The 18,854-nt window shown below is 64.1% G+C and carries 21 protein-coding genes; 13 read left to right on the top strand and 8 right to left on the bottom strand.

The window, feature by feature from the left end; genetic code table 11:
- Position 1 precedes the first annotated feature (1 nt).
- The gene (locus tag FA94_RS03805; RefSeq protein WP_035546900.1) at positions 2-1,210 is read right to left on the bottom strand and encodes an acyl-CoA dehydrogenase family protein; all 1,209 of its coding nucleotides are present in this window, start codon (positions 1,208-1,210) and stop codon (positions 2-4) included.
- Positions 1,211-1,299: 89 nt separating this feature from the next.
- Positions 1,300-3,420 carry a 3-hydroxyacyl-CoA dehydrogenase NAD-binding domain-containing protein gene (locus FA94_RS03800; RefSeq protein WP_035546897.1) on the bottom strand — a complete coding sequence of 707 codons (2,121 nt, stop codon included), beginning with the start codon at positions 3,418-3,420 and terminating at the stop codon, positions 1,300-1,302.
- Positions 3,421-3,595: 175 nt separating this feature from the next.
- Here FA94_RS03800 and FA94_RS03795 point away from each other — a divergent pair, with 175 nt between their 5' ends.
- Together FA94_RS03795 and FA94_RS03790 are read left to right on the top strand one after the other, a co-directional pair.
- On the top strand, positions 3,596-4,504 hold the full coding sequence (locus FA94_RS03795; RefSeq protein WP_035546895.1) for a LysR family transcriptional regulator: 909 nt from the start codon (positions 3,596-3,598) through the stop codon (positions 4,502-4,504).
- Positions 4,505-4,653: 149 nt separating this feature from the next.
- Positions 4,654-4,845, top strand: coding sequence for a hypothetical protein (locus FA94_RS03790; RefSeq protein ID WP_035546892.1), 192 nt, complete (start codon positions 4,654-4,656; stop codon positions 4,843-4,845).
- 90 nt (positions 4,846-4,935) lie between these two features.
- Here the strand turns inward: FA94_RS03790 and FA94_RS03785 are convergent, their stop codons facing one another.
- Positions 4,936-5,301, bottom strand: a complete 366-nt coding sequence (locus FA94_RS03785) for an RcnB family protein (protein WP_035546890.1) — start codon at positions 5,299-5,301, stop codon at positions 4,936-4,938.
- 259 nt (positions 5,302-5,560) lie between these two features.
- Complete coding sequence (locus FA94_RS03780; protein WP_035546887.1) at positions 5,561-6,193, bottom strand: CGNR zinc finger domain-containing protein; 633 nt, start codon at positions 6,191-6,193, stop codon at positions 5,561-5,563.
- A 148-nt stretch (positions 6,194-6,341) separates the two neighbouring features.
- Between FA94_RS03780 and FA94_RS03775 the strand changes: the two genes are divergently transcribed.
- The 3 genes from FA94_RS03775 (at position 6,342) to FA94_RS03765 (ending at position 8,809) form a co-directional block, all read left to right on the top strand.
- Positions 6,342-7,037 carry an alpha/beta fold hydrolase gene (locus tag FA94_RS03775; RefSeq protein ID WP_035546885.1) on the top strand — a complete coding sequence of 232 codons (696 nt, stop codon included), beginning with the start codon at positions 6,342-6,344 and terminating at the stop codon, positions 7,035-7,037.
- Positions 7,038-7,119: 82 nt separating this feature from the next.
- On the top strand, positions 7,120-7,974 hold the full coding sequence (locus tag FA94_RS03770; RefSeq protein WP_035549228.1) for an alpha/beta fold hydrolase: 855 nt from the start codon (positions 7,120-7,122) through the stop codon (positions 7,972-7,974).
- Between the two features lie 64 nt (positions 7,975-8,038).
- Positions 8,039-8,809, top strand: coding sequence for an SDR family oxidoreductase (locus tag FA94_RS03765; protein WP_035546882.1), 771 nt, complete (start codon positions 8,039-8,041; stop codon positions 8,807-8,809).
- Between the two features lie 51 nt (positions 8,810-8,860).
- Here FA94_RS03765 and FA94_RS03760 read toward each other — a convergent pair whose 3' ends face one another.
- Entirely contained in the window at positions 8,861-9,718 is an 858-nt protein-coding gene (locus tag FA94_RS03760) for an oxidoreductase (RefSeq protein ID WP_035546881.1), read from the bottom strand.
- Positions 9,719-9,841: 123 nt separating this feature from the next.
- Between FA94_RS03760 and FA94_RS03755 the strand changes: the two genes are divergently transcribed.
- Positions 9,842-10,819, top strand: coding sequence for a LysR family transcriptional regulator (locus FA94_RS03755; protein ID WP_035546878.1), 978 nt, complete (start codon positions 9,842-9,844; stop codon positions 10,817-10,819).
- Here FA94_RS03755 and FA94_RS03750 read toward each other — a convergent pair.
- Positions 10,816-11,865, bottom strand: a complete 1,050-nt coding sequence (locus FA94_RS03750; RefSeq protein ID WP_035546876.1) for a saccharopine dehydrogenase family protein — start codon at positions 11,863-11,865, stop codon at positions 10,816-10,818. The two genes, FA94_RS03755 and FA94_RS03750, sit on opposite strands and share 4 nt — an antisense overlap.
- A gap of 143 nt (positions 11,866-12,008) precedes the next feature.
- On the opposite strand from FA94_RS03750, the gene FA94_RS03745 reads away from it, so the two are divergent.
- The gene (locus tag FA94_RS03745) at positions 12,009-12,602 is read left to right on the top strand and encodes a TetR/AcrR family transcriptional regulator (protein ID WP_035549225.1); all 594 of its coding nucleotides are present in this window, start codon (positions 12,009-12,011) and stop codon (positions 12,600-12,602) included.
- 62 nt (positions 12,603-12,664) lie between these two features.
- Here FA94_RS03745 and FA94_RS03740 read toward each other — a convergent pair whose 3' ends face one another.
- Complete coding sequence (locus FA94_RS03740; protein WP_051980356.1) at positions 12,665-13,144, bottom strand: cupin domain-containing protein; 480 nt, start codon at positions 13,142-13,144, stop codon at positions 12,665-12,667.
- Positions 13,145-13,256: 112 nt separating this feature from the next.
- On the opposite strand from FA94_RS03740, the gene FA94_RS03735 reads away from it, so the two are divergent.
- The 5 genes from FA94_RS03735 (at position 13,257) to FA94_RS03715 (ending at position 16,937) form a co-directional block, all read left to right on the top strand.
- Positions 13,257-14,183, top strand: a complete 927-nt coding sequence (locus FA94_RS03735; RefSeq protein ID WP_035546873.1) for a LysR family transcriptional regulator — start codon at positions 13,257-13,259, stop codon at positions 14,181-14,183.
- An 8-nt stretch (positions 14,184-14,191) separates the two neighbouring features.
- The gene (locus tag FA94_RS03730) at positions 14,192-14,596 is read left to right on the top strand and encodes a hypothetical protein (RefSeq protein ID WP_035546870.1); all 405 of its coding nucleotides are present in this window, start codon (positions 14,192-14,194) and stop codon (positions 14,594-14,596) included.
- A 207-nt stretch (positions 14,597-14,803) separates the two neighbouring features.
- On the top strand, positions 14,804-15,514 hold the full coding sequence (locus FA94_RS03725; protein WP_035546868.1) for an SDR family NAD(P)-dependent oxidoreductase: 711 nt from the start codon (positions 14,804-14,806) through the stop codon (positions 15,512-15,514).
- Between the two features lie 87 nt (positions 15,515-15,601).
- Positions 15,602-15,838 carry a tautomerase family protein gene (locus tag FA94_RS03720; protein WP_035546865.1) on the top strand — a complete coding sequence of 79 codons (237 nt, stop codon included), beginning with the start codon at positions 15,602-15,604 and terminating at the stop codon, positions 15,836-15,838.
- 187 nt (positions 15,839-16,025) lie between these two features.
- Positions 16,026-16,937, top strand: coding sequence for a LysR family transcriptional regulator (locus tag FA94_RS03715; RefSeq protein ID WP_035546863.1), 912 nt, complete (start codon positions 16,026-16,028; stop codon positions 16,935-16,937).
- Positions 16,938-16,974: 37 nt separating this feature from the next.
- On the opposite strand, the gene FA94_RS03710 is transcribed toward FA94_RS03715, so the two are convergent.
- Complete coding sequence (locus FA94_RS03710; RefSeq protein WP_035546857.1) at positions 16,975-17,877, bottom strand: LysR family transcriptional regulator; 903 nt, start codon at positions 17,875-17,877, stop codon at positions 16,975-16,977.
- A gap of 94 nt (positions 17,878-17,971) precedes the next feature.
- Between FA94_RS03710 and FA94_RS03705 the strand changes: the two genes are divergently transcribed.
- Positions 17,972-18,850 carry an alpha/beta fold hydrolase gene (locus FA94_RS03705; protein WP_035546854.1) on the top strand — a complete coding sequence of 293 codons (879 nt, stop codon included), beginning with the start codon at positions 17,972-17,974 and terminating at the stop codon, positions 18,848-18,850.
- Positions 18,851-18,854 lie beyond the last annotated feature (4 nt).

The raw sequence follows: 18,854 nt of genomic DNA, 5'->3' as shown, positions 1-18,854 counted from the left end.
CTTACAGTCCCAGGATCATTTTGGAAATGATGTTCTTCTGGATTTCGTTCGAGCCGCCGAAGATCGACAGCTTGCGATTGTTGAAATACAGCGAGGCGGCGCTCGCCGCTTCGGCGGGGCCGACCGGCACGCCGTCGAAACCATCGTGCAAGGCTTCCTCGACGAACGGCTGCGCATACGGTCCCATCGCGCGACGCGTCAGCGACGAGATTTCCTGACGGATCTCGGTGCCGCGAATCTTCAGCATCGAGCTTTCCGCGCCCGGCACGCCGCCGCCCGCCACCGCCGCGATCACACGCAGGTTGGTGGTCTTCATGTTCTCCAGATCGATCTCGACGCGCGCCATGCGCGCCGCGAACGACGGATCGTCGGCGAGCGGCCGGCCGTTGCGCTGCTGCTTCGCGGCGATCTTGCGCAGCCGGTTGAAGGCGGCCACCGAGAACCCGACGCCCGCGATATTGGTGCGCTCATACGTGAGCAGATACTTCGCGTAGGTCCAGCCCTTGTTCTCTTCGCCGACGAGGTTTTCGGCCGGCACGCGCACGTCGGTGAAAAACACTTCGTTGACTTCATGTTCGCCGTCGAGCGTGATGATCGGACGCACGTCGATACCCGGCGTGTTCATGTCGATCAGCAGGAAGCTGATGCCGGCCTGCTTGCGCGCGTCGGTGTCGGTGCGCACGAGGCAGAAGATCATGTTCGCGAAGTGGCCGAGCGTGGTCCACGTTTTCTGGCCGTTGACGAGGTAGTGCTCGCCTTGCGCGTCGATGGCGCGTACGGCGCGCGTGTTGACCGCCGCGAGATCCGAGCCCGCGCCCGGTTCCGAATAGCCCTGGCACCACCAGTCCGAGCCGTCGAGAATGCGCGGCAGCCAATGGTGTTTCTGCGCGTCGCTGCCGTACTTGATCAGCACCGGCCCGAGCATGTTGACGCCGAACGGCACGACGCGCGGCGCGCCCGCCAACGCGCATTCGTTTTCGAAGATGAATTTCTGCACCGCGTTCCAGCCGGGACCGCCGCACTCCTTCGGCCAGTGATTCGCGAGCCAGCCCTGCGCGTTGAGAATCGCATGCCATTGGGCCATGTCGTCGCGCGTCAGACGACGGCCGCCGTGGACCTTGTCGGCGAGACGCTGCGGCAGCTTATCGCGCAGGAACGTCTGCACGTCGGCGCGGAAGGCTTCTTCTTCAGGGGTGAAGTTCAGATCCATAGCGGAGTGTTCCGTGGAAAGTGAGCGGAGCGGGGCGCGCTTGCGCGCCACCGGCCGTGCTGCATAACAGGCGCAAAAAAGCGGCGGCTTCAGACCGTCTGGTTCAGACTCGCGAAGTCGGCGCCGCGTTCGACCAGATCGACCAGCAGCGGCGACGCTTGCCAGAACAGCGGGTCTTCTTTCGCGAACTCGCGAATGTCGGCGAGAATCGCCGGCAGCCCCACCATGTCGGCGTATTTCATCGGACCGCCGCGATAGCGCGGGAAACCATAGCCGTACAGGAAGGTCACGTCGACGTCCAACGGCCGCAGCGCGATGCCTTCATGCACGACGTTCGCGCCTTCGTTGATCATGGCAGCCATGTAGCGGCGCACGATCTCTTCGTCGGTGAAAGTGCGCGGTGTGATGCCGGCGCGTTCGCGTTCGGCGTCGATGATCGCTTGAACTTCGGGGTCGGGCGCGCCGCTGCGCGAACCTTCGGCATACAGATAAAACCCGCGGCCTGTCTTCTGGCCGAACCAGCCGTGCTCGCACAAACGGTCGCTGATCTGCACATAGCGGGCGGCGGGATTGCGGGTCGCCGCCCGCCGTTTTCGCGTAGCCCAGCCGATGTCGCCGCCCGCCAGATCGACCACCTGAAACGGTCCCATTGCGAAGCCGAACGCGCGCACGGCGGCGTCGATCTGATACGGCGACGCGCCGTCTTCCATCATCGCGTCAGCGGCGCTGCGATACACGGCGAGCACGCGGTTGCCGATAAAGCCGTCGCACACGCCCGCGCGCACCGGTGTCTTGCGCAGCTTCTTCGCGAGCTCGAATGCGGTGGCGACCACGTCGGCGCTGACCGGTTTCGGCACCACCACTTCCAGCAGCTTCATGATGTTGGCCGGCGAGAAGAAGTGCAGGCCGATCACGTCGGCGGGGCGCGAGATGCTCGACGCGATCGCGTCGATGTCGAGATACGACGTGTTGGTCGCGAGCACCGCGCCTTGTTTGCAGACGCGATCGAGTTCGGCGAACACGGCCTTTTTCACGGCCAGATCTTCGAACACGGCTTCGATCACGAGGTCGGCGTTGGCGAGTGCGTCGTACGAGGTGCTGCCGCTCCAGCGCGCCATCACGGCGGCTTTCTTCTCCGCGCTCAGGCGGCCTTTCGCGATCAGGCCGTCGTAGACTTTTTCGATGTGTGCGCGGCCGCGCGCGAGCGATTCGTCGTCGCGTTCGATCATCGTCACCGGCAAGCCCGCGTCGAGCACCGCGACGGCGATGCCCGCGCCCATCGTGCCGCCGCCGACCACGCCGATTGCGTCGAGCGTGCGCGGTTTGGCGGAGCGCGTTTCGGGCGCCTTGAGCACTTCACGTTCGGCAAAGAACGCGTGAATCAACCCGGCACGCTGCGGGCTATCGAGACATTCGAGGAACAGCTTGCGTTCGATCCGAAGGCCTTCGTCGAAGGATTGTTCGATGGCGGCTTCCACCGCGTCGACGATCCTGAGCGGCGAGAACAGACCGCGCGATTTCTTCGCGGTGTCCGCGCGCGCGGCCGCGACGGCGGCGAGGCTCGCGGCGCGATCGGCGAGTGCCGTGGCGTCGCGCGTGCGGCGCACCGGCGCGTGGGCGGCCAGCAGCTCCTGCGTGTAAGCGAGGCCTTCGGCAAGCAGATCGTCGCTGCTGCCGACACGGTCGACCAGACTCAGCGCCAGCGCTTCCTGCGCGCTCGCATGCCGGCCGCTGAGAATCAGATCGAGCGCGGCGGCCGCGCCGATCAGGCGCGGTGTGCGCTGCGTGCCGCCCGCGCCCGGCAGCAGGCCGAGTTGCACTTCGGGCAGGCCGAGCTTCGCGCCGTCGACCGCGATCCGGTAATGCGCGGCGAGCGCCACTTCCAGGCCGCCACCCAGCGCCGCGCCGTGAATCGCGGCCACCACCGGCTTGGTGCACGCTTCGATGCGGTTGCACACGTCCGGCAGCGAAGGCGGCACCGGCGGCTTGCCGAACTCGCGAATGTCCGCACCGGCGATGAAGTTGCGCCCCGCGCCGACGATCAGCACCGCCTCGACGGCCGGATCGGCGTCGGCGGCGTCGATCGCGTGGGCGAGGCCGCGCCGCACGTCGGCGGAGAGGGCATTGACCGGCGCATGGTCGATGGTCACGAGCAGCACCTTGCCGCGTACGGCATGCGTGACGACATCGGTCGAAGGGGTGAGGGTCATGGGGTGTCTCCGGAACGGTTATCTGTGGCTGCTTGCGGTTGCTAGCGGCGGTGCCCGGCGGCACGCGCGGGCAGACCGCGTCTGGCGAATTCTCCGATTGTGCGGCGGTCAAGGTTTATTGACAATCACATGGACGGTTGACAGACTGTCAAAATTCTTTTGACAAAGGTGCGCCGTGGACGTCAATTCGCTGACCTTGCTGGTGGACATTCTCGACGCGGGCAACCTGAGCGAGGCCGCGCGCCGGCTGAAAATGAGCCGCGCGAACGTGAGCTACCACCTAAACCAGCTGGAGCGCTCGATCGGTCTGCAACTGGTCAGACGCACCACGCGGCGGGTCGAGCCGACCGAAATCGGCCTGCAACTCTACGAACATGGCCGCGCGATCCAGAACGCGCTGCTGGCCGCCCGCGAATCGGTCGCCACGCTCGGTCAAAGCCTGCAAGGGCGGGTGCGGCTGAGCGTGCCGAGCGGCTACGGTCAACTGGTCATGTCCGACTGGCTGATCGCGTTCAAGCGGGTTTATCCGGGCATCGTGCTGGACGTGATGTTCGAAAACCGCGTCGAAGACCTGATGCGCGACGAAGTGGATATCGCCGTGCGGGTCATGTCCGAGCCGCCGCAAAACCTGGTCGCGCGCGACATGGGGCCGGTGCGCTATGTCGCGTGCGCGTCGCCCGCGTTCGCCGAAAGCCGCGGCATGCCGGTGCGGCTCGACGATCTGCGCACCGCGCCGTTGATCACGTCGGCGGTGGTCGGCAGGCAGCTGCGCGTGGCCGCTTACTGGCGCGATGAGCGGCACGAAGTGCTGCTCGAGCCGACGCTCATCTCCGAGAACTTTCTGTTTCTGCGCGACGCGGTGCTTGCGGGTTTGGGTGTCGGGCTCGTGCCCGACTACGTGGTGCAGGAGGATCTGAAACGCGGCGCGGTAGTGACCGCGCTCGACGAATGGCGCCTGAGCATCTTCGGCACGCATATGTACATGCTCTATATGCCGAACCGGCATCACACGCGGGCGGCGGCGACGTTCATCGAGTTTATTTTGCAGCAGGCGCAAGGCAGCGGGAGAGGGACGGGCGCGTGATCGGGACCGTCCCGGATCGGGAAAGCCGCAAATTGTTTTTGCGGCGTGCGCGGGTATGCTTGATGTGAGGCGACGTGCGGAGGGGCGGGATGTCCCCTATGTTCCGCGCGACGCTTGACTTCACAACCATTGGGACGCGGAGGTGTCAGATGAAATGGATCGTCCGACTTCTGGCCGTGGTGGCCGCACTCGCGTTGATGACGCTATTGATGGTCCGTCTGCCCAGCGAAGACGCGATTCGTTTCGCCGGTTACGCAGGCACGGCCGCGTTCGCGGGACTCATGGGCTTGTTGTTCCGCTGGCGCGCGAGCCGCGCGCAGCGCAACAACAAGCGCGTGTGAATGCCGTATCAGGTGAGCTGGTCGGTCAATCCGAACACGCGGCCGGGACCCCGAAAGAGATCGAGGAGCATGGTCTACCGTGCCGGCGGGTTAGTGCCCGGACAGCAGCACGTCGGCAATCACGCCGCTGGCCACGGCAGCGAGCACGTAATCCCCGTTCACACCGACCCATTGATAGCCGCGCGGCGGTGCATGCAGCCCGTGTTCATGCCAATTGTCGACCACGTAACTGCGATCGCGATACTCGGCCGGAAGCCGCTCGCCTTTATGCCAATCGCTGTGCGGAATCGGGCCGCCCTGACGGCCGATATCGGCTTCGCGCGGCGCGCCGTGTCCTCGCATGCTGTGAGGTGGCGGGCCGCCGTGTTGATCGTCGTGATGGGGTTGTTGTGCTAGCGCGGCAACCGATGTGCCGAGCAAGGAAACGATGACAAGCTGCGCGATGACTGGTTTCATGGCTACGCCTCGAAGAGAGTGTCACGAACTATCGGCTGTTCGACGCGGCCCAGGCTGATTCGCCCAGAAGGCCAGCGCCGGCAAATAATCGCACAAACAAGGTGGCTTTGCCAAAAGCGCGGGGGATCGATGCCGCGTGATTCGCGCAAGATTTGCACGTGACCCGCGGCGGCTCGTGAAGCTGCACGCGCTCGCGTTTCAACATGAAGCGGAAGGTTGAAACGTGCGAGCGACGTGAGCGCTTAGGGCACCCGCAACATCACCCCGCCTCCTGCTCCTTGATCCGCTTGCGATGAGCCGCCACCTTCGCGCGGTTGCCGCAAAGCGCCATGCTGCACCAGCGCCGCGCGTGCCCGCGCGTGTGATCGGCGAACAGCAGCGTGCATTTCGGTCCCTCACACGCTTTCACGTACGTGAAGTCCTGGTCGCAGACCAGCTTCGCCATGGCCTCGACAATCGGCATCAGCAACGATTCGGCGGAGCGCCAGCGCCGCTGGTCGCTCAGTTCGAAAACGGTCGCCGCATCTGACGCGCCGGCGACGATCTCGCGATGCTGTTCGTCGCGCGCCAGCAGGCGGTTCAGCGGCTCCAGATCGCGCAGATTTTTAGCGCTCAACGCGCGGCCCTTGCGCTTCTGCACAAATCCCCTGAACCACTCGCGCAGTTCGCGCGCCTGCTCGGCGACACGGTCGAGTTCGGCGGCCGTTGAGCGCGTGCGAATTTCCGCCAGCGCGGCGCGCGGCACGAGGCCGGCCTGTTCCGACCAGGCCAGCAGGCCTACGCCGTCGCTGATCCAGTCGACGGGCTCATCCACCGGCGTGGCGATGGAGTTCAGGAAGTCGAGGCCGGCCGCGTCGGCCACGAAGATCGCGGGAATCTCACGGTAGTCCATGTCTTCTGACGAATGTGAAAGGGTAATGCGTTCATCGTAACCACTAAAAATCGTCTTGACAAGTTACATGCTGCGTTAGTAACCTTTAAAACATGAATTTAGAGGTTACAAGTAAATCGATGTCCCTTTCCCTCAAAGGAGCGCAGAAATGAATTCTCGTAATGTGACCGCGGTGCTGGTGCATGGCGCATGGGCTGACGGTTCGAGCTGGAGCAAGGTGATCGAACGCCTCGCCGCACATCAGATCGATGCGGTCGCCGCGCCGCTGCCGTTGACGTCGTTAGCCGACGACGCGGCCGCGCTCGAACGAACGCTCGAACGGATCGAAGGTCCGGTGGTGCTCGCAGGTCATGCGTATGCGGGAGCGGTGATCGGTTCGGCGCGCTCGGCTGCGATCGAGGCGTTGGTCTACGTCGCCGCGCTCGCGCCCGACGAAGGCGAAACGGTGGCCGACGTCTTCTATCGCGGCACCGCGCATCCGCAGGCGCCGCAGTTGGCGCCGGATCGGCACGGGTTGATCTGGCTGCCGCACGACGCCTTCGCCACCGCGTTTGCCCAGCATGCCGCACCGCTCGAACTCACGACGCTTGCCGCGGTTCAGCGTCCCATCGCGGCGGCCTGCATCGGCGAGGCGGTCGCGCGGCCGCTTTGGAAAGATCTGCCCAGCTGGTTTCTGGTCGCGGAGCAGGACCGGATGATCAACCCCGACACGCAGCATGGCATGGCGCGTCGCATGAACGCGAACGTGCGTTCGTACCAGGTCGATCACACGCCGATCGTCACCGCGCCGGACGTCGTGACCCAGGTCATCGTCGAAGCGGTCGAGTCGTTAGCGGCTCGTTAAAACGTTATCGAAGTCTTGTTGTACAGACGGTCGCTAATTGTTGTCGACCGCCAGCCCCTTCTTTTTTTCACAGGTGAAAACCATGTCCGCCCTTACCTATCGCACCGCAGACGTCGACGGTTTCAACGTGTTCTATCGCGAGGCCGGTCGGCCGGGCGCACCGAAGCTGCTGCTGTTGCATGGCTTCCCGAGTTCGGGCCACATGTTCCGAGATCTGATTCCGAAGCTGGCCGACCGTTTCCATATCGTCGCGCCGGACCTGCCCGGTTTTGGACAATCGGATATGCCGGGCCGTGACGCGTTCGCGTACACGTTCGATAACCTCGCCAACGTGATCGACCGCTTCACCGAAGTGATCGGTTTCGAGCGCTACGCCGTCTATGTATTCGACTACGGCGCACCGACCGGCTTCCGGCTCGCGCTCAAGCATCCCGAACGAATCACGGCGATCATTTCGCAGAACGGCAACGCGTACGAAGAAGGCCTCAGCGATGGGTGGAATCCGATTCGCGCCTATTGGCAGGACGCATCGGCCGCCAACCGCGAAGCGCTGCGCGCGATGCTGACGCTAGAGACGACCCGCTGGCAATACACGCACGGCGTGCCCGATACGACGAGTGTGTCGCCCGACGGCTATACGCTCGACGTGTTCTATCTGAACCGCCCCGGCGCCGACGAAATCCAGCTCGACCTGTTCGGCGACTATCGAAACAACGTCGCGTTGTATCCCGCGTTCCAGCATTACTTCCGCACGCATCAACCGCCGTTCCTGGCCGTGTGGGGCAAGCACGATCCGTTCTTTCTGCCGCCCGGCGCCGAAGCATTCAGGCGCGACATGCCGCAAGCGGTTGTGCGCTTCTTCGATACCGGCCATTTCGCGCTGGAAACGCATGCTTCGGAGATCGCTGATGCGATTGGTGATTTCCTGACGCGTTGAGTCGTGCAGCGCACGGGATTGAACGTTGAGAACGTTCGCTTCGGCAAACGAAAGGAGCCATGACATGTCCACGAAAGTAGCGATTGTGACCGGCGCGAGCCAGGGGATTGGCCGGTCGACGGCGATCAGGCTGGCGCGGGATTTTCCGTCGATCGTGCTGGTGGCGCGCAATCGCGAGAAGCTTGAAGAAACCGCTGTCGAGGTCAAGCATGCAGGCGCCGAGGCGCTGGTGCTCGACGTCGATCTGTCCATACTCGATGCCGCGCGGAACGTGGTCGATCAGACGCTCGCCAGGTTCGGTCGCATCGATGCGGTGCTCAATATCGCGGGCGCGGTGCCGCAGATCGACGTGCTCGACATGACCGACGAGCAATGGGATAACGGCCTCGCGTTGAAACTGCACGGCGCGCGACGTCTGACGGTCGCGGCGTGGCCTTCGTTGAAGGCGTCGTCGGGTTCGGTCGTATTGATGTCGGGCAATTCGGCATTATTTCCGAAAGCGCCGTACGCCGCGGTAGGGACCATCAACGCGGCCATCGTGGCGCTCGCCAAGGCCTTTTCGGATCGCGGCATCGCCGACGGCGTGCAAGTGAACAGCGTGTTGCCCGGAGCCGTGATGACCGGGCGGCGGCAATCGTATCTGGAGCACTGGGCGCCGCTGCACAACATGACGGTCGAAGAGGCCACGGCGAAGTTTCCCGTCGAAGCGGGCATTTCACGTTATGGCACGCCAGAGGAGATTGCAGAATTGATGGCCTTCATCGTGTCGCCGGCGGCGCGCTGGATGACGGGATCGGCCTTGAGAATGGACGGCGGCGAGGTCAAATCCGTGTGAGCCCGAGCAGGCTCATGCGGACTTGACCGGCCTACATGGCGCGGCGATTCCTCACACCGCGAAATCGGTCGAGGCCGACAGCGTTTTCCACGCGTCCATTTCCTGCGCCACGTAGGCGTTTTTCGCAACGATCGCAGCCAGCGTGTCGTTGCCGAGCGGCAGGCGCAGCGGCGGTGCGTCGGCATCGACTAGTGCGATCATCGCGGCGGCCAGTTTGTTCGGGTCGCCGGGTTGGTTGTGATTCATTTGCGCCGCCCGGCGGCGGACCGCGCCCGCGGTTTCGTCGTAGTCGTCAATCACGAGCGGCGCCACGACCAATGAGGACGCATCCAGAAAGTCCGTGCGGAAATAACCCGGCTCGACGACCGTGGCGTGAATGCCGAGCGGCTTCAGCTCGGCATGCATCGCTTCGGTAATGCCTTCTACGGCGAATTTGGTCGACGAGTACACGCCGAATCCCGCCGCGCCCCGATAGCCGCCGATCGACGAAATATTGATCACGTGTCCCGCGCGCTGCGCGCGCATGACCGGCAGCACGGCGCGCGTGACGTTCAGCAAGCCGAATACGTTCGTGTCGTACAGGCGGCGGACGTCCTTGTCGGCGGATTCTTCCACTGCGCCCAGCAAACCGAAGCCGGCGTTGTTGACGAGCACGTCGACGCGGCCGAATTTTTCCACAGCGGCTTGCACGGCGGCTTGGGCTTGCGCTTCGTCGGTGACGTCGAGTGCAACCGGCAGCAGCGCGGGCGTGTCGCCGAACCGTTCGACGATCGCCGAAACATTGCGCCCGGCGGCGACCACCGCGTTACCGTCCGCGAGCGCCGCCTCGGCAATTAGCGCGCCGATGCCGCGCGCTGCGCCGGTGATCAACCATACCCGCTTGAAACCGCCGCGTTGCGTGTCAGTCATGATGTTTCTCCTGCGTGTCGTCGAGTTGAAGTGACACCATGGTAAAAGCGCGGACTGACACTAACTAGCCGTCAATTGCTAGACTCATAATCAATTTTTACTTGCGAATCGGGAGCGCGCGCCATGAACGAAATTCGGGCGATCACCACGTTCGTGCGAGCCGCTGCGCTCGGCAGCCTGCGGCGCGCGGCCGTCGATCAGGGCATCTCGCCGCAGGCCGCGAGCCAGGCGGTCATGCAACTGGAGAAGGAGCTGGGCGTCCGGCTCTTTCACCGCACCACCCGCAAGCTGAGCCTGACGGAGGAGGGCCAGCGGCTGTTCGACAGTGTGCAACCGGCGCTGTCGATCCTGTCGTCGGCGCTCGGCGACGCGCGGCGCTCGAAAGAAGAGGTGGACGGCCTGCTGCGCGTGAGTGCGCCGCGAGCGTTCGGCATGCCGGTGCTGTGGCCGTACTTCGAGGAATTCCAGCGGCTTTATCCGCACGTGCGGCTGGAAGTCCAGTTCGACGATCACTTCACCGATCTCGTGACCGAACGCGCCGATGTGGGCTTTCGCGGCGGGCCGCCGCCGGCGGGCGGCTCGATCGCGCGGCGGCTCGTGCCGATCCAGCTAGTCGTGTGCGCTTCGCCGGCGTACATCGAACGTAACGGCGCGCCGCGCAGCATCGACGAACTGGCGCAGCATCGCTGCACCGGCTATCGGCGCGCCAACACCGGCAAGCTCGCGCAATGGCAGTTTCAGGTCGGCGATGAGATCGTTTATCGCGACGTGCCGCCGGCCATCTGCGTGAACGATACGGAGATGGAAACGCAGGCCGTGCTGTCGGGCCTGGGGATCGGGCAACTGGGCAGCTTCAACGCGGCGGTACATCTCCGCAGCGGCCGGCTCGTGCCGTTGCTGACGCAACATGTCACCGAATACGGCGCGCTTTATATCTACTACGGACATCGCACCGAGCAGCCGCTGCGTGTGCGGACCTTTATCGACTTCATGATCGAACGCATGGCCGATAACCGCGATTTTTTTCTCGATGCAGCGGAGTTGCGCGCCGCGCGCTCGCCGCAGCGGGGGCGGGCGGCGAGCGCGCGCGGACGTGGCTAGTGCGATGGCGTGCGCGCGAGCAGCGGGTCGCCCGTGACGTCATAAGCAACGCTCACCGTATCGAGCGCGGCGAGAAAATCCCTCGCATCGAAAATCTCGCCGAGACTGACCACACCACCCTGGCTCGTGGACTTGCCGCGAACCAGCCGCTCAGTCGCCTCGACGACGATCGGCGCGGTCACCGCATAGATGTCGCGTCCGCTCGCGGTGGCGCGCCGCGTCGCTCCGTTCTGCGCGATCACGACGTCGACGATGAACTGTTGGGCTGACCGTCCTTGCTCGTCGTTGGGCTGGGGCGGCGGCGTATCCGGATTGCGAATGTCGCGCAGCGCGGCCGACGCGAGCCACGAGTCCATCGTCGCGACCCGCAGATGACGCGACACCGCGAGCACCTCCGTGAACGGCAGCATCACTACCTCCGCGTTGCCGAGCGGGGCCGGGAACGACCACCGGCTTTCGGGCGCGGGCTGCGGCAACGGCGTCAGCCGGCCGTCCCGCTGGATCATCCGCGTCGCGTGATTGCGCGCACCGGTTAGACGTGTTCCGCGTGTCGGGTGCCAACTGTCCAGGCCAATCGCGACGTCCACGCGATCGAGCGCTTGCCCGGTGTCCGCCAACGAGGTGACCAGCAGATCGGCCAGCCCGCCGTAGAACGCGGCAGCGGGGATCAGCGTCACGCCGGCCTCGCGTGCGCTCGTGTCGCGCTGATCGATCAAGGCCTGCAGCGACGGTTGTTCCGCCGTGACGTCGAGATAGGGAATCCGCGCGCGCAAGGCGGCATCCACGATCGGCAGCGCCGTATCGAGAAACGGTCCGGCGCAGTTGATCACGGCGTGCGTACCGCGCAGCGCCGCGTCGAGTTGCTCGGGGTGGCCGACGTCGGCGACGCGCCATGGCGTCGTTGCGTCCGCCGGGCTTTCCTGCAGACGCGCGGCGTCCCGTCCTATGCGGACCACACCGAGGCCGCGCCGCTGCAACTCCGCCACGACGAAGCGCCCGGTGTGACCCGAGGCGCCGTACACCGCCACTGTGATTCGATCGTTCATGTGTCTCACTCTCTTTCTTCAGGTTGTTTTCGGAACGCTACAGACCGGTATGTTTTATAGTACAGATCTGTAGCGTCGTCAAACACAGAGTGCTATGATCGATTTCAATGCTTCGGCGCTGGAAATCCCTGAGGTTGAACGTGATGAAGAAGAGAGAAGCGGTGAAGGAACCTCTACCGGATACGCGCGAGCGCATTTTGCGGACCGCCAGCGAACTGTTCTATCAGGAAGGCACGCGTGCGGTGGGCGTCGATCTGATCGTGGCGCGCGCGGGGGTCGCCAAGACCAGTCTGTATCGTCACTTCGGGACCAAAGACGATCTGATCGAAGCGTTCCTGCTGCTGGAAGATAAAGACTTCTGGCAGCACTGGGACGCGGTGGCCGCGCAGCACAAGGCTGAGCCGCGCGAAGAACTGGACGCGCAATTGCAATGGATCGGCGAACGGATCGCGCGCCCGGGCTATCGCGGCTGCCCGCAGATCAACATCGCCGCCGAATACGCGGACGACAGCCATCCGGCTCGCAAGGTCGCGGTTGCCCACAAGCGGGAATTGCGGCACCGCCTAACGGAGCTGGCGCGCGCCATGCGCATCGACGAGCCGCAGACGTTCGCCTTACGGATGGGCACGATCATCGACGGTGCATTGAGCAGCGGGCGCGCGCTGCATGGGGAAGGGCCCGTGGTGTTTCTGCAGGAGCTGGCGAAGCTGCTGATCCCGAAAAAAACGAAGAAGTGAAGCTCGCTCCCGGGCGAGCGTGCGGACGTGCCCGGCATCGCCAGGCACGTCCTTGTCGTCCGTTATGCCGGCGTGGGCGCTACGTTCTGCGGAGGAATCAACGTGATACCGAAGCGCGGTGCCGCGTCGCGCATTTTTTGTTTCGACGCGTCGCTCGGCGGCGCTGTCTCGTAGGGTGCGGGCAGCACTTCAGCGCAGGTCTCGACGAATTCGTCGAAGCCGGCCGGCGCGCAGATGACCAGATAGCGTGCCGTCGCGTCCGAGCGGTTAATCAGTTGATGCGCGGTGCCGCGTTCCAGATACAGCGTCTCACCCGCGCGGAACGTGTGCGTCGTGCCTTCGATATTGACGTCGAGTTCGCCTTCCAGCATATGGATCGTCTCGTCCTCATGCTGATGCCGGTGCGCGGGCGTGGCCCGGCCTGCGGGAGAAAAGATTTCGATCATGCAGTACGATCCGGCGGATTGCTTGCCGGAAACGAGCATGCGGGCGTGCGAGCCGCCGAAATCGTAGTCGACCGGTTTGATGTTCTGGAAAGACATGGTGGGTTCCTTGGGTGTCGAGTTCGTCGATGTCCAATTTACCCGCATACGCACCGTCGTTTGATCTCCCCACTGCCGTTTCATTGATGACAGATTGTCGGGAATAGCCTGGATGAAAAACCTGAGTCAGCTCCTCAATTTCGCCGCCGTCGCGAGGCATGGCAGCTTTGCGCGCGCCGCGCGAGAGCTGAGCCTTGCGCCTTCGTCGGTGGCGAAAAGCATTGCGCGGCTCGAACAGGAGCTTGGCGTGCGGCTGTTTCATCGCACGACGCGTTCCGTGCATCTGACCGAGGAAGGTCAGACGCTTTTTGCCAAGTGTTCGCGGCTGCTCGACGAGATCGACGCGCTGGATCTGCGCAGCGTTTCCGACGCCGGTGAGCCGGCCGGCACGCTGTGCATCGGCGCGCCGATCGGCTACGGCACCCAGGTCGTGTTGCCGGTCCTGACCGCTTTGCAGCGGCGTTATCCGGCGCTCGAATTCGATCTGCGGCTGTCGGACGAGCAGGTCAATGTGGTTGGCGAGGGACTGGACGCGGTGATCCGTTTTGGCGCGTTGAACGATTCGAGCATGATTGCACGCCAATTCGATTCGCAACCGCTCGTGTTGTGCGCCAGCCCGGCTTATCTCGCCGCTCATCCGAAGATCCGCGCGGTCGCCGATCTCGCGCAACATGGCGTTGTGGCTTTCAGAATGCCGACGAGCGGGCGGGAGCGGCCGCTTGAATTCGTCGAGAAGGGGCACGCCGTCACGATCGCGCCGAAATCGCGGTTTCGGATCAGTCATGGCGAGGCGTTGATCGGCGCGGCGGTGCAGGGCGCCGGGCTGGTCCAGGTGCCGGAGTTCATGGCGCGCCGGCACCTCGATAGCGGCGCGCTGGACGAGTTGCTGCCGCAATGCCGTCCCGCACCGTTGCCGGTCAACGTGATCGTGCCGGGCTCGCGAACGCGACCCGTGCGTGTCGATGCACTGATTGACGCGTTGATGAAGGTGCGCCCGGGTAGCCAGCTACAATCCGCTACTTCGATCCGACCCACCTGAATGACGCCATGAAATCTTCTCTCGCCTTGACTCTCGCGGCGCTCGTCGCGGCCGCCGCCAGTGTGGGCGCGCAAGCCCAAACCTCGAACAGCGGCAGCACGCCCAACCTGCAATGCGCGATCGGTTACGTTACCGGGGTCGGCGGCGCGGCGCAAAGCTTCCGCGAATATCTGGCCACGCCTGATCGCGACAAATACCGCTACATCGCCGACAACCCGATCCAGTGCAAGGTCTCCGACGAAGGACGCGCGTCGGGCTGCACCGGCGTTACCAACCTTCGGCGCGAAGAAGTCAGCGTCTATGACGATATCGACGAGACGACGATGGCCGTGGTCGCGCGCGTGGAACTCGAGCACGGCACCTATCCGGTCATCATCCAGGTGCGCAGGCAAGACGTGAAATGTGAGCACTAAATGACATGACGCGGCGCAGCATTCGAACCGCCGCGTCGCGTTATTTCGGTCTCAAACCCGCACCACGCCTCATTTGTACCTCGTACGCACGACTGTTTGTCCACGGCGGGTATTCGAAATCCGGGCCAATGCGCCTAGATTTCAACCCCATCGGAGCCCGTGGCCCGATCAGCATCTGATCCCAAACATGTCACCCAGAGGTTCATCATGAGCACATCGCAAAAAGTCGTCGTCGTCACCGGCGCATCCCAAGGCATTGGCGCGGAAATCGTCAAGGCGTTCCGCAAGCTCGATTACCGGGTCGTCGCCACTGCGCGCTCGGTCAGCCCGTCGGACGATCCCAATGTGCTGACCGTCGCCGGCGATATCGCCGATCCGGCCACCGCGCAGCGCGTGATCGCCGCGGCGGTCGAGCGCTTTGGCCGCGTCGACACGCTGGTCAACAACGCGGGCATCTTCATCGCCAAGCCGTTCACGCAGTATTCCGCGGAAGACTACGCAGCCGCCATCGGCGTGAACGTGTCCGGGTTCTTCCACATCACGCAACTGGCGATCGCCGAGATGGAAAAGCACGCGAGCGGCCACGTGGTCACGATCACCACCAGTCTGGTCGATCACGCGATCGACGGCGTGCCGTCGGTGCTGGCGTCGCTGACCAAAGGCGGCCTGAACGCGGCGACCAAGTCGCTCGCCATCGAGTACGCGAAACGCGGTATCCGCGCCAACGCGGTCTCGCCGGGCATCATCAAATCGCCGATGCACGCCGAGCAAACGCATGCGGCGCTCGGCGCACTGCATCCGATGGGCCACATGGGCGAAATGAGCGATATCGTGAACGCTGTGCTGTATCTGGATGCCGCGCCGTTCGTGACGGGCGAAATCCTGCACGTGGACGGCGGCCAAAGCGCCGGCCATTGATCGACCCCGGGGCGCCGCGAGTGGCGCCCTTCGACTCAACCAACGCAAGCCATTCAATCCATCGAATCCACCACTACGGAGCACGATATGCCCATCGTCACGATCCAGGTGACCCGCGAGGGGTCCAAGCCCGGCAACGATTCCGTCACCGCCGACGAAAAAGCCCGGCTCATCGCGGGCGTCAGTCAGGTGCTGCTCGACGTGCTGAACAAGCCGCTCGACTCGACCTTTGTCGTCATTGAAGAGGTGAACCTGGAGAACTGGGGGTGGGGCGGCATGCCGGTCGACGCGTTTCGCAAGCAGCGGGCATTGAAGCCGGAGTGAACCCCGCGTCGAATCGGTTTGCCCGATAGTCCTGATATTCTGTGTGGATCCTTGTTGCGCACCGCAGGCGGCCTCGGCTGTCCGCGGTGTTCGACCTTCAGCGTTCAGCGTTTAGCACTCAGCTCGCGGCCGTTCCGGACGCTTACCGCTGGGCGACCAGGCCGCTACCGAAGCTCGTCGGGAATCCATGCAGCGTCAATTTGAAGATGTCCTTCTAGGCAGTATCGAACTGTTCTGTCTCGCGGCCGAACTGGAGAGCTTCACGGTGGCCGCGACCGCCGCGGGCGTGACGCCGGCGGCGGTGAGCCGCACGGTTGCGCGTCTGGAGGCGCGTCTCGGTGTGCGTCTGTTCGTGCGTACCACGCGGCAGATCCGGCTGACGGATGCGGGCCGGCGCTACTTCGAACAATGCCGTCAGGCGCTGGGTCAGCTGGCCGACGCCGAGCGCGAAGCCACCGGCCAGCAAACCGCGCCCAGCGGTGTGCTGCGGATCAGCATGCCGACGCCGTACGGCCACTATCGGGTGCTGCCGCTGCTGGCGGAGTTTCGCGCGCGCTATCCCGGCGTCACGGTCGAAACCCACCTCAGCAACCGCAACATCGACTTCGCCGACGAAGGTTTCGATCTCGCGATTCGCGGGCGCGCGCCGAGCGATTCCGGTTTGATCGCGCGCAAGATCGAGGACGCGGAACTGGTGGTCGTCGCGTCGCCCGCGTATCTGCGCCACGCGGGCAAACTCGACACGCCCGACGATCTGCTCATTCACGACTGCATTCAGTTCGCGTTGCCGAGCACCGGCCGGAACATTCCGTGGCTCTTCAAACAGTCGGGCGACGCGGTCGAGCTGATGACGCGCGGCGGCAACGTGTCGTCGGGCGATGTGCTGGCGGGCGTAACGTTGGCGCGGCACGGCGCGGGCCTGTTCCAGACCTATCGCTTCATCGTCGACAAAGACATTGCCGATGGGACGCTGAAGGAACTACTGATTCCTCATGGCGGATGCTCGCGGCCCTTCGTGCTGCTCTATCCGCATGCCCGGCATCTGTCGTCGCGCGTAAGGAGCTTCGTCGATTTTCTGATGGAAAAGCTCGCGTCGTAGCGGGCGTGATGTACATTCCGCCGCCGTGCCCGTCGCACTAGATCAACTTCACACTCTCGCGCAACTCGTCACCGAGAAAGTCGATAAACGTTCTGAGCTTGGCCGACAAGCTGTGCCGTTCCAGGTAGATCGCGTGGATGTCCGCGTTGGGCAGCGTCCAATCGCTCAGTACGGGCACCAGCTCACCGCGCCGCACGTGTTCGCCGATTTCCCACGCCGAGCGCACGGTAATGCCGCGACCGTCGAGCGCCCACTTCAACACGACGCTGCCGTCGTTGCTGCTCAACGGACCGTCTACCTTCACCGTCTCTGATTTCTTGCCGCGCGAAAAATGCCACGTGCCATACGCCGATTCGTTTTCGCGTAACACCAGGCACGCGTGGCGCGTGAGATCGTGCGGCATTTGGGGCGTGCCATACCGCTTCAGATAAGCCGGCGATGCGCACACCAGACGCTGGTTCTTCAGCAGCAAACGCGCATTGATACGCGCGTCGGGCACATCGCCGAAACGAATGCCCAGATCGAAACCTTCCTCCTGCAAGCTCAGCGGCCGGTCGGTCAGATGGAGCTGAATTTTCATCGACGGAAACCGCTCGCTGAAGCGCGAAATGGCCGGCGCTATATGCGCGCGGCCGAAACCGAACGACGCGTTCACGCGCAACAGACCGGTCGGTTCGGCGCGGCTCTGCGTCACCAACTGTTCGAGTTCGGCGAGATCGTCGAGGATGCGTGAGCCGTTCGCCAGATAGATCTCGCCCTCCGCCGTGAGACTGACGCGCCGCGTGGTGCGGTTGACCAGTCGCACGCCAAGCCGCTGTTCGAGTTGCGCCAGGCGCTTGCTGATGGACGGCGGCGTCACCCCAAGTTCGCGCGCGGCGGCGGCCAGATTGCGGTGGCGCGCCACCAGCGCGAACAGATTCAGGTCGGAAAAGCCGTCCATCGATTCGTTCCTAAAAGTTAATTCCGGATTGCCTGAAGAGAAACCACATCGCTGCAGGCATCAATTAGACTGCATTCACACACCGGAGGCAACGATGTTTGCAGACTTCATAGACGCGTCGGCCGAGGTCGACGGGATTCGGATCAACGCGATTCGCGGCGGCAACGGGCCGGCTTTGCTGCTGCTGCATGGCCATCCGCAGACCCACGCGATCTGGCACAAGGTCGCGCCTACGCTGGCGCGGCACTTCACGGTGATCGCCGCGGATTTGCGCGGTTACGGCGACAGCGGCAAACCGCCGGGCGCGCACGATCACGGCAACTATTCGAAACGCCGCATGGCCGCGGATCAGGTCGCGTTGATGCAGGCGCAAGGCTTCAGCGAGTTTGCCGTGATCGGTCACGATCGCGGCGGACGCGTCGCCGCACGCATGGCGCTCGATCATCCGCAAGCCGTGACGAAACTCGTGACGCTCGACGTCGCGCCGACGCTTGCGATGTACGAGCAAACCTCGTTCGCCTTCGCGCGCGCTTACTGGCACTGGTTTTTTCTCGTGCGTCCCGCGCCGTTTCCCGAGACGCTGATTCGCGCGGATGCCGATCTGTATCTGAAGCAGACCATCGGCGCGCGCAGCGCCGGGCTCGCGCCTTTCACCGCAGACGCCTACGCCGAGTATCTGCGCTGTCTGAGCGACCCCGCGACCGCGCACGGCATCTGCGAGGACTATCGCGCGAGTATCTCGATCGATCTGGATCACGATCGGGCTTCGCTCGATGAAGGGCGCAAGATCGACTGCGCGTTTCTCGCGTTGTGGGGCGCGCAGGGCGTGATCGAACAGTGCTTCGAACCGCTCGCCGAATGGCGGCAATGGTCGGCGCAGGTGAGCGGCGAAGCGCTGCCGTGCGGTCATTACATTCCCGAGGAAGCGCCCGAGTTGCTGCTCGAACGCGTGCTTCCGTTTTTGCAGGCTTAGGCGC

This window comes from Burkholderia sp. 9120, from assembly GCF_000745015.1.
Lineage (GTDB): Bacteria > Pseudomonadota > Gammaproteobacteria > Burkholderiales > Burkholderiaceae > Paraburkholderia.
Note: the sequence above shows the minus strand (reverse complement) of the source record. Positions and strands in the feature narration are given on the sequence as shown.